The 14,222-nt window shown below is 50.0% G+C and carries 16 protein-coding genes and 1 pseudogene; 7 read left to right on the top strand and 10 right to left on the bottom strand.

Annotation, left to right across the window (positions count from 1 at the left end; all coding sequences use genetic code 11):
* Positions 1-634: 634 nt before the first annotated feature.
* The 7 genes and pseudogenes from HS1genome_RS06345 to HS1genome_RS06315 form a co-directional block, all read right to left on the bottom strand.
* Positions 635-1,358, bottom strand: a pseudogene (locus HS1genome_RS06345) (IS200/IS605 family accessory protein TnpB-related protein); the annotation flags it as partial.
* A 798-nt stretch (positions 1,359-2,156) separates the two neighbouring features.
* Positions 2,157-2,900, bottom strand: coding sequence for a beta-ketoacyl-ACP reductase (locus HS1genome_RS06340; RefSeq protein ID WP_126450067.1), 744 nt, complete (start codon positions 2,898-2,900; stop codon positions 2,157-2,159).
* Between the two features lie 150 nt (positions 2,901-3,050).
* The gene (locus tag HS1genome_RS06335; RefSeq protein WP_126450066.1) at positions 3,051-4,712 is read right to left on the bottom strand and encodes an FAD-dependent oxidoreductase; all 1,662 of its coding nucleotides are present in this window, start codon (positions 4,710-4,712) and stop codon (positions 3,051-3,053) included.
* Position 4,713: 1 nt separating this feature from the next.
* Complete coding sequence (locus HS1genome_RS06330; RefSeq protein ID WP_158613734.1) at positions 4,714-5,232, bottom strand: electron transfer flavoprotein subunit alpha/FixB family protein; 519 nt, start codon at positions 5,230-5,232, stop codon at positions 4,714-4,716.
* On the bottom strand, positions 5,229-5,840 hold the full coding sequence (locus HS1genome_RS06325) for an electron transfer flavoprotein subunit alpha/FixB family protein (RefSeq protein WP_126450064.1): 612 nt from the start codon (positions 5,838-5,840) through the stop codon (positions 5,229-5,231). Before HS1genome_RS06325 ends, HS1genome_RS06330 begins: the two co-directional genes overlap by 4 nt.
* Position 5,841: 1 nt before the next feature.
* Positions 5,842-7,014, bottom strand: coding sequence for an electron transfer flavoprotein subunit beta/FixA family protein (locus HS1genome_RS06320; RefSeq protein WP_126450063.1), 1,173 nt, complete (start codon positions 7,012-7,014; stop codon positions 5,842-5,844).
* 75 nt (positions 7,015-7,089) lie between these two features.
* Positions 7,090-8,079 carry an NAD(P)/FAD-dependent oxidoreductase gene (locus HS1genome_RS06315; RefSeq protein ID WP_126450062.1) on the bottom strand — a complete coding sequence of 330 codons (990 nt, stop codon included), beginning with the start codon at positions 8,077-8,079 and terminating at the stop codon, positions 7,090-7,092.
* Between the two features lie 121 nt (positions 8,080-8,200).
* Here HS1genome_RS06315 and HS1genome_RS06310 point away from each other — a divergent pair, with 121 nt between their 5' ends.
* The gene (locus tag HS1genome_RS06310; protein ID WP_126450061.1) at positions 8,201-8,734 is read left to right on the top strand and encodes an RNA-processing protein; all 534 of its coding nucleotides are present in this window, start codon (positions 8,201-8,203) and stop codon (positions 8,732-8,734) included.
* Here HS1genome_RS06310 and HS1genome_RS06305 read toward each other — a convergent pair.
* Positions 8,701-9,240, bottom strand: a complete 540-nt coding sequence (locus tag HS1genome_RS06305) for a hypothetical protein (RefSeq protein WP_229768082.1) — start codon at positions 9,238-9,240, stop codon at positions 8,701-8,703. The genes HS1genome_RS06310 and HS1genome_RS06305 overlap by 34 nt on opposite strands.
* Positions 9,241-9,423: 183 nt before the next feature.
* Here HS1genome_RS06305 and HS1genome_RS06300 point away from each other — a divergent pair, with 183 nt between their 5' ends.
* The 6 genes from HS1genome_RS06300 to cutC all read left to right on the top strand — a co-directional run bounded on the left by HS1genome_RS06300 (position 9,424) and on the right by cutC (position 13,205).
* A complete protein-coding gene (locus HS1genome_RS06300; protein WP_126450060.1) occupies positions 9,424-9,852 on the top strand; it encodes a rubrerythrin family protein in 429 nt (142 codons plus the stop codon).
* A 20-nt stretch (positions 9,853-9,872) separates the two neighbouring features.
* A complete protein-coding gene (locus HS1genome_RS06295; protein ID WP_126450059.1) occupies positions 9,873-11,060 on the top strand; it encodes a (Fe-S)-binding protein in 1,188 nt (395 codons plus the stop codon).
* Positions 11,061-11,103: 43 nt separating this feature from the next.
* Positions 11,104-11,613: a DUF3501 family protein gene (locus HS1genome_RS06290; protein ID WP_373286758.1), complete on the top strand. Its 510-nt coding sequence runs from the start codon at positions 11,104-11,106 to the stop codon at positions 11,611-11,613.
* Between the two features lie 102 nt (positions 11,614-11,715).
* Positions 11,716-11,853, top strand: coding sequence for a YHS domain-containing protein (locus tag HS1genome_RS06285; protein WP_126450057.1), 138 nt, complete (start codon positions 11,716-11,718; stop codon positions 11,851-11,853).
* Between the two features lie 24 nt (positions 11,854-11,877).
* Positions 11,878-12,717: a glyceraldehyde dehydrogenase subunit beta gene (gene cutB, locus HS1genome_RS06280; RefSeq protein WP_126450056.1), complete on the top strand. Its 840-nt coding sequence runs from the start codon at positions 11,878-11,880 to the stop codon at positions 12,715-12,717.
* Positions 12,714-13,205 (top strand): glyceraldehyde dehydrogenase subunit gamma, encoded by a 492-nt coding sequence (gene cutC, locus HS1genome_RS06275; protein ID WP_126450055.1) that lies wholly within the window; start codon positions 12,714-12,716, stop codon positions 13,203-13,205. Before cutB ends, cutC begins: the two co-directional genes overlap by 4 nt.
* Here the strand turns inward: cutC and HS1genome_RS06270 are convergent.
* Positions 13,171-13,731, bottom strand: coding sequence for a nucleotidyltransferase family protein (locus tag HS1genome_RS06270; RefSeq protein WP_197721542.1), 561 nt, complete (start codon positions 13,729-13,731; stop codon positions 13,171-13,173). The two genes, cutC and HS1genome_RS06270, sit on opposite strands and share 35 nt — an antisense overlap.
* 2 nt (positions 13,732-13,733) lie before the next feature.
* Positions 13,734-14,222 carry a ZPR1 zinc finger domain-containing protein gene (locus tag HS1genome_RS06265; protein ID WP_126450054.1) on the bottom strand — a complete coding sequence of 163 codons (489 nt, stop codon included), beginning with the start codon at positions 14,220-14,222 and terminating at the stop codon, positions 13,734-13,736.

Raw genomic sequence — 14,222 nt, 5'->3', positions numbered from 1 at the left:
TGTGAGGACTGTCCCGTTCAAATACCAACTTCCAAGACACTACATCGACGGCAGCCGCGGCCTAAGTGATCAGTGAGACCCTCTATCGAAGGTAGGATTGACGTATTACGCCTCTATTCCCCATAAAGGTAATTCGTAGGTAACGAGCGATTCAGCATCGGGGCTGGGATGGCCTTAGGTGCCCTGAAGCTTTACCCTCCACCGTTAGGCGAGATGTACGATGAAGCGGAAAGCCTCGTCGGGACGAGGTAGTTCATAGAACTGTCATGGGCTTCTCCTCACTACCGTTTATCCCTCCCCCCATTTCGATTCACCTTGATTCGCAATCGAGCCCTCGGCCGGGCGGTCGTCCTGACAGATTGGGTGGTGGGACTTCTCGGAGCCCGACGGTGAGGGACGCGTCTTCCCTCCTGGGCGGAAACCCACGTCCGCGTGTGAGGCCGTCTAAGATCGACGAAGATGCGTAAACCAAAAAATTTCAGTCTACGTGGAAGAGGGTTCGGTCCAATAGTCTTATATAGATTTATAGATTAAAATATAAATTAAACACCATCTTCGAGAAGTCTCCACGAGCCTTTATACGACAAATCGGTCCTTAGTGTTAATCAGGTTGGTGAGACTTGGGGTTTGGGCTTCATAGGATTTCATAATATTTCATATCAATCCTCAGCCCTTGGGCTTCACCGGGGTCACGAGGGAACTCGTTCACACCCTCCGCCCCTTAGCGGGGTGACCCCGACCCACACCCGTGGAATGTCGCGGACGTGGGGAAACCCGCACACCTTGAGGAAAATGTTTAGGGACGCGTTCAACTGCCTATCTAGGGTGAACCCGCATCTCTCAGACGTGAAGGTCCCGCCGACCTTTCGGGAAACACGTCCACACCTGGGGCAGGACTTAGATGTGAGGTGCGAGTTCACCTCTTTTACGAAGTAACCATAAAGGGGAGCCTTGTATTTAAGTATGCTGTGAATACTCCTCTAGACAGTCCTAGAAATCTTCTTAGAGAATTTATCGTTAGCGTCATTAAACATCCCTTGTTTATTTAACTTCTCTATAACGAATGTTATCAAGGGATACATCTTCAGCAATTGATTCACGAACTTGTAGACGTAATCAATTACACGGTTCCTTTCGCCGTGGGAATACTTCCTCATCAACTCCTTCCCTTTTTTACCGTGCTTAGATGCAAATGACTGTATTTCACTCCTCCTCAACTGCACTCCGTACTTCAGAGTATACAACTCTTTGATGGAGAACGTGACGAACTTCTCGCCGTCATAAGCATCTAGGGTATAGAGGTTGCTGTCAATTGCTAGAAAATTGATGGGGGTTGACCAAGGTAGTTTATAACGAAATGCTGACTTCTTCCCCACCCTGGGAGGGAACCCTCCCAGGGGGCTCGTCGTTCCCACCACCGGTTCGGGTTGACACGCCTCGTTTGGTGGGCAGTGGAGTGGATCGGGGGGAACCCACTCGAAGGTGGGACTTTCTTCCGTGAAGTCCGGTCCCTCAAGGGAGATATTGGCTGCTCCTCCCTCATTTTCGTTAAGTCCTCGATCGAGCTGGGGAGAGGAGCGTCGTTAGGGTCACAATGTATCCCGACAAAGAAGTGCTTGAATATGAGGGGGCTACACCCCAGTGAAAGGCGAGGCTTTCCACCCCCTCAACCCCTTCTCTGTGTAAAATACACGCGATCTCAAATCTCCAATGTGTCATGTTGCCTTGGCAGATAAAAACGCCTCGCCCTTCAGGGCAACGGTAATAATAACATCGTTAGGCAATTTCTCAACCATGCTAACCGAGCTCCTCCCGGCTCGACCTAGGACCCAATAGGACTAAGCAGGAGCAACTATAGTGGCACCTTTCGACGGAACCAGAGCCGAAAAGGAAGGTCCCTTCATTAATTTCGAATGGGACCTCCGAATCACTCGACTGCCCCGATCGAAAGAGAGGCTTAGTTTAGAATCGACTGTGAGAACTACTAACCCTTTGAGGGGAAACCTTTAGGATGGGGAAGAAGTCGGAACGAGGAACTCAGCACGGTGGGAAAAGTACAGTATTGTCCCAGGGAGAAGGTAGGTGTTAGGCCTCGAAGGTTTGACGAACTCACTCCCGATTTCCTCGCCGAGGATAGGTTCACCGGTAGTGAGCAGTTAGAAAGAGAGCCCTCCTGTTATCCCTACGACTTCCCCGGTCACGTAAGATGCCTCTTCCGAGGCCAAGAACGCAATTACATTGGCGACCTCCTCTGGTTTTCCTATCCTCTTAGCGGGGATCTTGTCTAAGATCATTTTCCTAACTTTCTCAGGTACACTCCTAGTCATTGGCGTATCGATGAAGCCAGGAGCAATAGCGTTAACTGTTATGTTGTACCTAGCAAGCTCCTTAGCTAGAGTCTTAGTGAAACCTATCACACCTGCCTTGGCAGCGGCGTAATTCGCCTGTCCCACGTTTCCCCAGGCGCTCAATGAGGAAACGTTGATTATTCTACCCCAACTGGCCCGTATCATATCTGGGACCACCTGTTTTGTGACGTTGAACATGCTGTAGAGGTCGACCTTGATTACCTCGTCCCACTGCTCATACGTCATGTTAACGAATAGGGCATCCCTGTTAATCCCGGCATTGTTTACCAGAATTTCCGCCACATCCTTCCCAGACCTTCCTTTGGCTTCAGCGTACATTCTTTCACAAGAGGAGAGGTCCTTGACGTCTGCGATCAAGCCTATCACTAACGAGCCCGTCTCTTTAGACACGACTAAAGCTAATTCTTCCACTTCCTTCCTGACGTCTACTGCAGCCACCGAAGCTCCTAGGGAGGCCAACTTCCTTACTGTCGCTGCGCCCAGACCGCCGGAGGCACCAGTGACTATGGCCAGTTTCCCAGAGAGATCCATGTCTGGGCTTAGACTTGAACCCAGGTAATAAGTTCCCTTCTCCCCAATCTTATAGAGGGCAGAAAAAGAGTTTTAAGACAATAATATACCCTCGCCCTTGGAGTGGGAGAGGTAGTCTGAGGGCGACTTCCTCCTAATCTAAGGATGTTGTTAACCGTAGGAGTACTTGACGCCGTGGCCCTGTCTCTCTGGGTTGAAGTCTATCACGTCCTTGGGACCTATGACCCAACAAGTTCCGCAGGCGACACATGGCACATAGTCGAACCGCACCTTTCCTTGTCTTACGTCAGACCAAGTGAGTTTCGCGGCTTCTCCCGGATCCCTCACCTTGGATAGGTTTACCTTGTATAGATCCCTAAAAGAGGCGAAGACCCCCTTCCCCTCTACTAGGAGGGTATAACAGTTGGCCGGACATGCAGGTATCCACATCTTCATTTGGTCCTCATCAGCCCTTTCACTTACGTTTATGTGTGCCCACTCCTTATCCTCGTTGTAAGAAAGGGTAGCAGTAAGGGACTGGATTCTCTGCTGTGAATCTACTGTTGGGGGCTCCTTGATGATGTCGGCGTATCCCACTTTGCCTGCTGATTGAAGGAGCGAAGTGTAACCTCTTCCGTAGAGGAAGTCGCTCTCAGATACTAGGGTCTCAGCCCTGTACCGAGATATATCAGCCTCTAAGGGTTTCAATAATTCCTTGTAGAGCGATAGGGACTGGGAGAACTCACCTCTCTTACGCGCTTGTTCGTAAGTGACTGCCGCCATTATTCCAGACGCTATAGCCCTCCTCATTCCATCAATGACGGCCCCAAGTTTCACGAAGGCCCCTAGCGCGTCGCCTACCACCATAAATCCTGGAATGAAAGGCCTCTCCAAGAAGGTCCTGTACCCCTTAGGTATGTTGTGAGCTCCATACTCCACTAACTTCGCTCCTTCTAAATACTTGGAAAAGTAAGGGTGGGAGGCCATTTCGTCGACTACATCAACTGGCTTCCCGAGGATCGGGACGTTGTCCCTCAAGCTCTTCAGCATAGATACGGCATCTACCGCGATACCGAAGGAAATGGTAGACTTATCGGTGTAAAGGAAACCCCCACCCTTCATGCCGTGAAGGAAGTCTCCCATCACTGCCATGGCAATCCCTTCTCCCTTCGCTAGGCCGAACCTAGACTCTATTTCTGATTCGCCTAACTCAAACACGAACTTGACTCCGTGGTAGACGTCCTCGGGTGAGAGTGGCTCCCTGAGCCCGGCCTTGATTACCAACTTACTAGTGACACCACTGGCATCTATGACGACGTCAGCCTCTACATCCTCCTTTGTTGTCCTCACCCCAACGACTTTACCGTCTCTCCATAGTAGATCTTCCACAGCAGTCCCCGTGACCACGAGGCCTCCAGCCTGTTCGACTTTGGAAGCCAGCCATTTATCGAACCTAGCTCTATGTACTGTGTAATCGTGTCCGGTTCCCTTCAGCCTATGTGCCATAGAGTGAAGTAGTGGAACGTCCTTACTGTCCAGGTACTTATACTGGAATTTACCACCTGACTTCACCGGAGAAGAGAGAAGGACGAGCCTGTAATCGATGACCCTTCTTTCTAGGGGCGCCTCCTTCTCGAACTCAGGGACTAGATCAATGAGCCCGTATCCCTCGACGAACGAGCCGTAAAGAACGCCCCCAGTGAGGTTCTTCTGCCCAGGCACCATCCCCTTCTCAAGTAACATCACATCGTACCCTTTCTTGGCGAGGTAGAGGGCAGCTGCTGATCCTCCTACCCCTGCACCAACTACGATTACGTCGTACTTATCCGTCAATTCACTCTAACCTCCTCTTGAGAGACTCGTAAAGCTTGGGTAGAGCCTCATATAGGTCTTCGTTTATCATATAGCTGGCCATATCCTTTATGGGTGCCTCCGGGTCGGTGTTTATCGCTACTATCTTCCTGCTCCTCATTATACCCACCTTGTGTTGTATTGCTCCACTTATCCCCACAGCTACATACACCTTGGGGGATATTGTCTTACCTGTTTGACCTATCTGTCTCCCAGGCGTTATGAAGTCCTTGAGTTCCCTAACCTCCGCCCATACGAGGGCCCTCGAAGCTCCTATAGCAGTCTTCACTTTCAGCCTCTGTGCTAATAACTCATTTATCTTGCGAGCCATGTCTAGGACGTACTTGGGGTCAGGGTCTCCCCTGGTCCTTCTCACTATGCCTAGTCCTAGGCCTACGACGAAGTCAGCGGATAGGAGCTCGACCCCCTCCTCTTCTGGAAGTCTCTTGACTTCCAACACACTGAACTTGTTCAGCTCCTCCTCCTTGGCACTCCATTTCACCCTGAATATTTCTCCTTTCCTGGAAGGGTCCTCGGGAGAGGCTTAAAGTACCCAGGTCTCATGGAGGATATTTGCGGCCTGTGACGTGGTGTGAAGATCTTGGCTATTCTACTCGCGAAGTCTGGCCTGACCTGAGCTAGTACGTTCTTGAAGGTTTGCCCCACCACGCCCTGATATATTTCACCCATCTCGTAATCTATACAATCGGTGGCGAGTCCCGTCTTGAGGCGATAAGCAACTCGGGGTGCCACATCCCGCCCAATATCGTCGGCGACGAAGACGAACGCCCAAGGCTTCCTCTCCTGGGCCACTTGAACCAGCGCGCTAGCGTAAGTCAGTGGATTGTACCTCTCCAGCTCCACGTCGTCTACAATTACGACGTAGTCCGCCCCTCGTCTTATTAGCGCTTGAGGTACCTCGTCGGGGATCTTGTACCCTATCACAACAGTGCCTACCTTCATCCCAGTTAAGGACGCTATTTTCTTAGCCGCAGCCAACGCCTCGAAGGAGGTCTGGAAAAGCTCACCCTCCACGTACTCCGTGAAGGTCCACACATCTCTGTAGCTTGAGGCGTCAGGCGTGTCCGGCAATACTTGGGGCTGACTCATTTCACTTCAACTCCCTCAACAACTCGTCCACTAGGTCGTCATACTCAAAGACCTTAAGCTTGCCTGCCAACTTGGTCTTGACATTCTCTGGAAGGGAGTCTACAGGATCTCCCTTCTTGAAAGGACCGTAAGACTTCCCATCCACTTCGAACTTATCCACATCCTCGGTGAGTACGGTAGACTTTCCCACAATCTTCAACTGAGGTGGTCTCCCGATGTCCACTCCAGGTCCCACCACAGTGGGCGAACCGGCTAAGCCGATCCTCGTGGGATCTGGGTTTACCTCAGCCGCGGTCCAAACTACTGGATCTTTCCTTTTTCCCATGTAGGTCATGGCCCTAGCCTGTCTCCTCATCTCCAGAGTTAGGGGAGCAACGTAGTAGTCTGGGTTGATTGTTATAATAGCTGGCAGCTCCATCCTAACTGTCTGTAGGAACTGTCCAATTCGTCTCCTCACTATAAGTGAGCCTTGATAGTATTCGAACCCTAGGGCGGAACTGGCGTGAGGAATTGTGACATTGAGCATCTCTGAGAGGGCCTCCGCCGCTTGCGGTCCCGTGTTCCACGTCTCACCGTCAGAGGCCTTCATGCCTGCGAAAACCACGAAATCCCTGTAAACTGATTCCCTTAGTTGTGTAAGTTCCTGCTCTAGATCACTTTTACTCACCTTTCCCTCTCTCAACCTCTGGACCAATGAGTCTTTCACGGCCGGTTTGTCAGAGTAAACGTAATTGGGGACCATGTTGGAATAATATAGGTCCCTCGCGACTTTCTCGAACTCCTCGGTCGAACTGTGAGACGCCTCTATTAGCTTGTCTAGAGCTTGGACGTGAAGGTCTAGGACCTTCTTCACCCCTATAGCTAAGGTATAGGAGGTCGCCAAAGTGTCGGCTCCGGCGAACTTTCTATCGCTGAGGATGTAGGCCTCATCGATCCCCGAAACCTCAGCGTCGAAGAGCTTCTGCATTATCGGTATTATCTTCACGTGAGGACCCATGGAAACCGCCACGAGTTTCCCACCGGCTTGTCTCTTCATGTAGTCTGCTGCCTCGATGGTCTTCCTGTCGTACGGGTTCATTACTATGTCCATCTGTTCCCTTCTGAGAATGCCACCCACACTAACTACGTTAGCCGTATTAGCAGGGACGCCCTTGACCAACGCGAAAACCAACATTCAAGGTCAACTCTAACTGCACAGGAGCGATATAAAAAACTCGTTCAGGATATAAACCGGCCTCTTAAGACCCGATCATGGAAGTTCGTGAGGTTCTCGACCCAGACGGAAGTCCTGCACGTCGTCGAAACGATCCACGAGGTATCCGGCTTTTTCCTCTCCCTTTAAGACTAGATCTACCACCATTTCTGCCACAGCAGGGCCGACCTCTGCCCCATACCCGTCGAGTCCCCCTACGTAGAGCAGATCGTCCCGAAGTCTCCCGTAGGCTGGCCTCATGTCGGGCGAACCCTCGCAATGTCCCCACCCAACATAGAGTGGAGTTAGCTTGCCTAGACGCTTAGAGGCCTCTCTCACCAAGTTTCTGTAGTCCACCCTAAGACGCTCTTCAGGCTCACATTCCACCACGTCACCATCCCCAAGGATACCTAGGGGAAGTCCTAAACCTAAAAGGGGTCTTGAGTAGAACCCAAGTTCATAGTCGTAAACAAAAGAGGAGTCGAGCTGTCGAGGGCCGTAGGCAGCCACAGCCCAGCAGAAGTAGGACTTAGATCTCACCTCTGGATATAACTTAGAATTCCACGCACCCGCTGCCAAGATCACGTAGTCTGCACTCAACTGGACGCCTTCCACGGTCACTCTAGTCTTTCCTCCATTGACTGAGAGCCTGGCTTCACCCTTCACAACCGGCGTGGACTTGATGAAACTTCCTATCCAAACCAGGCGGTCGCTCCCTCGTGTCACTATGGCCTCACTTGAGAGCCAGTCAATGTACTTCTCTTCAATTTTTACTCCTACTTCCTCCCAAAGGTGCGGGAGTTCCCCCTTATCCCGCAATATGGTATAGGCTGGGAACTCCCTAGTTTTAACCCTCAGCTGGTCGTAAAGCTCCAAGGTCCTCCTAGCCAGCCAGACGTCCTCACCCTTTAAGAGGAGGGAATGAATAAGGGTAGGATATACCTTTCTCTTTCCCGCCTCCACCACAATCACATCGTGCCCAGCCCTCTTCAGTAACCTATGAAGTGTTGAACCGATAACCCCCGCACCTATGACGACGAACTTCATCCAGATCTCCTCCCGACGTCCCGCAGGAGGAAAAATAGCGTTAATTGAGTTCAGTGACCCTCCTTATTTCCTCGAGAGGTGAGATTAAAATTTGGAGTACAATTAACTACACAGTGGGCCGATGTTTATCACTGTCCCAGACGAGAGGTTGGAATTGGTGAAGTCTGTACTTCCCTCCCTTTCCAAGAAAGAGGAAGTCGAGGTTAAGTTCGATGAAAGGAATAAAATGTTCAACGTTAGCCCAAAGGGAAATAACTCGTACGGCGCCCTGAAAGTGCAGTCTATCATCAACGCCATAGGGCTGGGATTCGACGTTGAAGTCGCAATGAAGCTACTTTCCGACGATATCATGTTAGATGTAATAGACATAAAGGAGGTTACACACGATCCGGAGGACCTAAGGAGATTAAAGGGAAGAGTAATAGGTGAAAAAGGTAAGACTAAGAGGATTATCTTCGAGTATACGGGTGTACATGTCTCAGTGTACGACCATTACGTTGGGCTAATTGGATTCTACGATCAACTTCAGGTAACTAGGAAAGCAGTAGAGATGTTAATAAGAGGTAAGGATCACAGTGCTGTTTATAAGTACTTAGAGAGGGCAGAGAAGGAGCTGAGGACCTATAGGATCTCCAAGTTCCGTCCGTCACTTTGAGGTTGGCTGCGAAGGAGGTAGGTAAGGTAAGTGGAAGTTTCCTCTCCTGAGTACTTCCTAGAGAAGTCCATGATTACTGCCTCATAGGGTCTGAGGAAGTCCCCTCCAATCTCTACTATTTTTTTAACTGCTTCCAAGTTGCCGTTTTTGACTTGTTTTAGGAGAAAAAGGAGCATCCTCTTAGGCTCGCTCAGAACCTCCTCCGTAAGATAGAGTTTCGGTTCGGGGTACATCACCAAAGTCATGTGAGGTCCGTCCAACAAAGCTAGTTGGGCTATCTTGTGAGCGCTGTACCCTTTCGTAGGAGACTTACGAGTGGCTTTTACCTCTATGAAGTACTTCACTCCCCCCCTTATCGCCTCTATATCGTGTGTGGGGAGATCGACGCCTCTGACCTCCTCGAAGTTCATGGATTCGAGTACAGACTTGGCCCTGAATTCCATGCCGAATCCAAATATTATTCCCCTAGCCCTCTTCAGGGCGTAGGAGATCTCTTCGTCGGTCATCCCTAGCTCTCTGAGGGGTGAAAGCACATCTGAGGGGTCCACGAACTGAATTTGAATCAGAGAATAAAAACGATGCCTTTAGACAGAAGAAGTATCACATGATAGCTGCTAATACATCAAAGTAAGAATTGCTACGAAGTAAAACCTTATATACTCTAGGTGAGGTATCATATTCGACCAAAAATGAAGGAGATGAAGGGAACCAAGACAGAACAAAACCTGAAACACGCTTTCGCTGGAGAGGCAATGGCCAACAGAAGGTACTTGTACTTCGCTAAGAGGGCCGACGAGGAGGGCTATCCAGAGATAGCTGCGCTACTTAGAAGTATAGCTGAGGGCGAGACAGCCCACGGATTCGGTCACTTGGACTTCGTGAGACAAGGCAACATAGGGGATCCGGCTACCGACAAGCCAATCAGAACGCTAGAGGAAATGCTGGAGTCTGCCGTGGCAGGAGAAACCTATGAGTGGACTCAGATGTACCCAGGATTCGCTAAGACTGCCAGGGAAGAAGGGTTCAGCGAGTTGGCGGAGTGGTTCGAAACATTAGCGAGAGCTGAGAAGAGCCACGCCGAAAAGTTCACAGACGCGTTAAAGAAACTAAAGGGATAAAGTCTATTGTTGGTGAGCCAATGTATACTCTAAATCCAAGTAATCCATCTTTTTTAGATTCCGAGAAGCTCAAGTCGGAGTTTGTGAGGCAAGCCTCGATCTGTCACGGGTGCAGGCTTTGCTTCAATTATTGCCCAGCCTTCCCAAGTCTGTTCAGGTTGACTGACCAAAAGGGCCCAAAGGCGCTCACCATAGACGACTTAAACGTGGTGGCTTCAGAGTGCTTTCATTGTAACATGTGTTACGTTAACTGCCCTTATACCCCTCCACACGAGTTTGCCATGGACTTCGCACACCTAATGGATTGGGCCTGGCTTTACCACAAATCACAGTCAGGGCTGAAACTCAGGGATCTGTTGTGGGAATCGTTAGACGCGCTCCCACTCGTGAGGCCCCTAGCTAAGGGCTTCCTGAAGGCCGGCAGCAAGTTCCTAGGTGTGGAGGAAGGAGCCCCGATGCCTGAAGTGGCCGAGAGGGAACCAAAGATGGAAGGAAAAGTTGAGAACCCTGTGGCCAAGGTTGTTCTCTTCCCCACCTGCCTAGGAAGGAATTTCTTCCCTGACGTGATCGAGGATCTGGTTGAAGTCTACAATAGGCTAGGTATAGAAGTTCGTAAAGGAGAGTTCAAGTGCTGTGGTGCGCCCATGCTAGACGCAGGGGACGCTAGGAGGCTCCACGATAACGCGGAATATAACTCAAGGATGATCGAGAAGTATCAGAGGGAGGGGTATGAGATAGTGACACCGATACCCACCTGTACTATGATGCTAACCAGGGAGTACCAGTACGTTCTGGATAGGGAACCCCAAAAGGTTTACGATTCCATGGAGTACCTTCTTAAATTGAAAAAGGAGGGAAAAGTAGAAATAAAGGGGAACCTAGGGGGGAGGCAGGTTCTCTACCACACACCTTGCCACCTCAAACACCTGAAGGTCGGCCTCCCAGGAGTGCAACTCATGAGGACTGTTAATGCAAAGGTAGTAACGGTAGACAAGGGTTGCTCAGGGATAGACGGGGGATGGGGCCTCAGGAACTACTCCAAAGCTAAGGTGGTGGGGGCGAAGATGATGGAGGCTTTCAGTGTGAGCGACGCTCAGAACTTCTCAACCGAGTGTCCTTTAGCTGGACTCCAGATAAGGAAGGCTTCAGGGCGCAAAGCGGAGCACCCATTGAGATTGTTGAAGGAGGCGATAGAGAACGCTAGATAAGTTCATTCCTTGGAAGGATTACGAAAAGGTCAGAAGCGAGAGTATAAAACGCATCATAGAGATAAAGCGGGGTAGGAGGTTCGAGCTTGGAGATAGACTCACCCTGCTTTTCGAGAACGTCGATACTGTGGCTCAACAGGTTCAGGAGATGATTTACTTGGACAAGTTAGAAGATGAGAAAGAAATCGCCAGAACTTACAGAATATACTCCACCCTTCTTCCTTGCGATGGAAAGGTCAAGGCCACCCTCTACATAAACGCCGAAAACGAAGAGGACCTGAGGAAGGTGTTCAAAACTCTCAAAGGCATATACAACTCGATTTACCTGAAAATCGGTGGGAAACTGATTCACGGTGAACCTGAGGGGGGAAGGGAGCAGGGAGACGAGTTCAGCACAGTTCAGTACCTCACATTCGACGTTGGAGAGAGCAGTGGAGAGATGGAGATAGTGGTCGACCACCCAAACTACAAGGTCAGCGTAAAGTTGCCTGAAGACCTAGCTAAGAAGTTAGTTGAGGAAGCCAAGGAACCATGCCAGAAGTACAAATTGTAAGGAGGGACGACCATCTACATCGCTTCTGGAAGCTATTTCTAACTTTTTTCATGATCACCAAGGTTGAAAATGTTTTAATTCCGTTTTAGCGTGATAACATTAATGAAGGACCCCGTGTGTGGAGAGGAGGTAAGGAGCCCTAAGTATAAATTAACCTTAGACGGAAGGGACTACTACTTTTGCAGTCCAATGTGCATGGCCGAGTTCAAGAAGAACCCATGGAAGTACAAACAAATTTAACTGTGACGTGTTTCACTCTTTACTATGTATCCTCCGAAGTTCGGCTACGTGATACCGGACAGTTTGGACGAAGCGTTAGACTTCCTTGAAAAGAACGAGGACGCAAGGCCTTTGGCCGGAGGCTTCAGCCTCATTCCCATGCTCAAACTCAGACTTCTCAGACCTACCTACTTGGTTGAGTTGAGGAGGCTTAAGGAGCTTCACTATATCAAGAACGACGAGAAGACAGTCTACATTGGGGCGCTGGCCACACACTTCGAGATAGCCACGAATCAGATAGTGAAAAAGAACGTTCCAGTAGTTAGCTCGGTTGCGTCGGTGATAGCCGACCCCCAGATAAGGAACATGGGCACAATAGGAGGGGAGCTAGCGCAGGCGGATCCGGTAACTGACCACCCTGCCAGCCTCCTAGTGACAGAGGCCAAGGTGAGAGTCAAGAGCAAAGGAAACGAAAGGATAGTACCCTTCGAGGGTTTCCAGAAGGATATCTACACCACTGACCTTAAGACCGGAGAGCTCATAACCGAAGTTCAGGTTCCAATATTAAAAGGCTACACATTCTCCTACAAGAGGATGGAGGACATCGCAGCCGTGGCGGTTTTGCTCAAGAAGGAAGGGGAGGTCATTAAGGACGTCAGGATAGCAACGGCGCTGATAGGACCAGTAGCATCGAGACTGAGGGAGGCAGAGAAAGTGCTGCAAGATTCGAAGGGAGATGAGAAATTAATAGAAGAGGCCTCTCAGAAGGCTATGGACTCAGTTAATCCGATACCTTCAGCCAGAGCTTCAAGCGAATATAAAAAGAAGCTTGTAAAGGTCTACACGAGGAGAGCTCTCATGGAGGCTCTAGGTGGTAAACAATGAAGGTCATAGAGCAGGATCAAAAGGCCAAGATTAAGTTGAGGATAAATGGGCAAGACTATGAAACGGAAGTGGAACCCCGGAGGTTACTAGTGCACGTACTTAGAGAGCTTGGCTTCACGGGAGTTCACGTCGGCTGTGACACTAGCCACTGTGGGGCATGCACTATAATAATGGATGGGAAATCGGTCAAGTCGTGTACGCTGTTAGGCGTTGAGGCGGACGGAGCTGAAATACTTACCATAGAGGGACTTGCAGAGGGGGAGAAGTTACACCCGATACAAGAGGCGTTCTGGGAGAAACACGGTCTGCAGTGTGGTTACTGTACCCCGGGCATGATAATGCAGAGCTATTGGTTATTGAAGAACAATCCGAATCCGACGGAAGAGGAAATTAAGGAGGGCATATCTGGTAACCTATGCAGGTGCACTGGGTACCAAAACATAATTGATGCGATCAAGCTGGCTGCCGAAAGGATGAAAGGTCAGTAGGATAGTCAACATCTATGATAACTTCTCTTCCACACTCCACATAGCAGGCTTTATGCCTATTTATCACGTTCCTGGCTCCCACGTCTCCAGAAATCAGGAGGAGTTCAGGGAAGAGCCTTTTCATTATTAAAACTGGGTTTCCCCGCGTCCCTTCATGCACTGGAACCACAGCATCGCATTCAGGCGAGGTAGCGGAGAGAATTCTATTTACTGTATCTCTCCTGAGCAACGGCATGTCGCCAGGAACGAATAGGATCGCCTCTTTCCTAGCAAAGAAGTTCAAGCCCAACTTCACGGAGGAACTCATCCCCTCGGAGTAACGTGGATTGTAAATGGCCACCTCCGAAGGAAATGCTGCTATTATCTCTCTATAGTACTTCCCCACAACTACAACCCTGTCCAAGTGGGAGACCGCCTCTAGGACCCACCATAACAGAGGCCTTCCATCAACATCAACGAGGAGTTTATTAGAACCAAACCTCCTTCCCTCTCCTCCAGCTAGCACTACTGCGCCCACGTCCAACATGTTCAAGCCTGAGATATGGCCTTGACTCTATCGCTCTTTATGAAACTCGATCCGCTGGGATCCCTTATTAATAGCGTGAACTTAACCTTCCCCTCCTTGGCCTCCCTAATCGCCTCTACCTGCTCTTCTGGAAAGATCTCTAGTACCTCCTCTAGTATTCCCTCCACGGTGGTTATGTTACCGTGAGAAGAGGAGCCAGGAGTTATTTCTAGGCCCAGTTCAGGTATTGAGAGAGTTCCCAATGCTGACCTGTAAACAAGTACGTTTAGATCATCAGGGTCCTCCACTTTGAACTCCAAGGTTACAGGCAACTTCCCCTCCCAAGGTTTCACATCTACGCTCCTATAGCCACAACCTCCACACTGCCACACCGAGATCAGTAACTTACCAGCCAAGCCTGCATCGTGGACGTAGTTCCTCACTTCCATTTCCTCTGCACCGCAAACGAAGCACTTCTCCTTACTCTCAGAGATGAGCTCCGGCTCGCTCAT

It is taken from the genome of Sulfodiicoccus acidiphilus, assembly GCF_003967175.1.
GTDB lineage: Archaea > Thermoproteota > Thermoprotei_A > Sulfolobales > Sulfolobaceae > Sulfodiicoccus > Sulfodiicoccus acidiphilus.
Note: the sequence above shows the minus strand (reverse complement) of the source record. Positions and strands in the feature narration are given on the sequence as shown.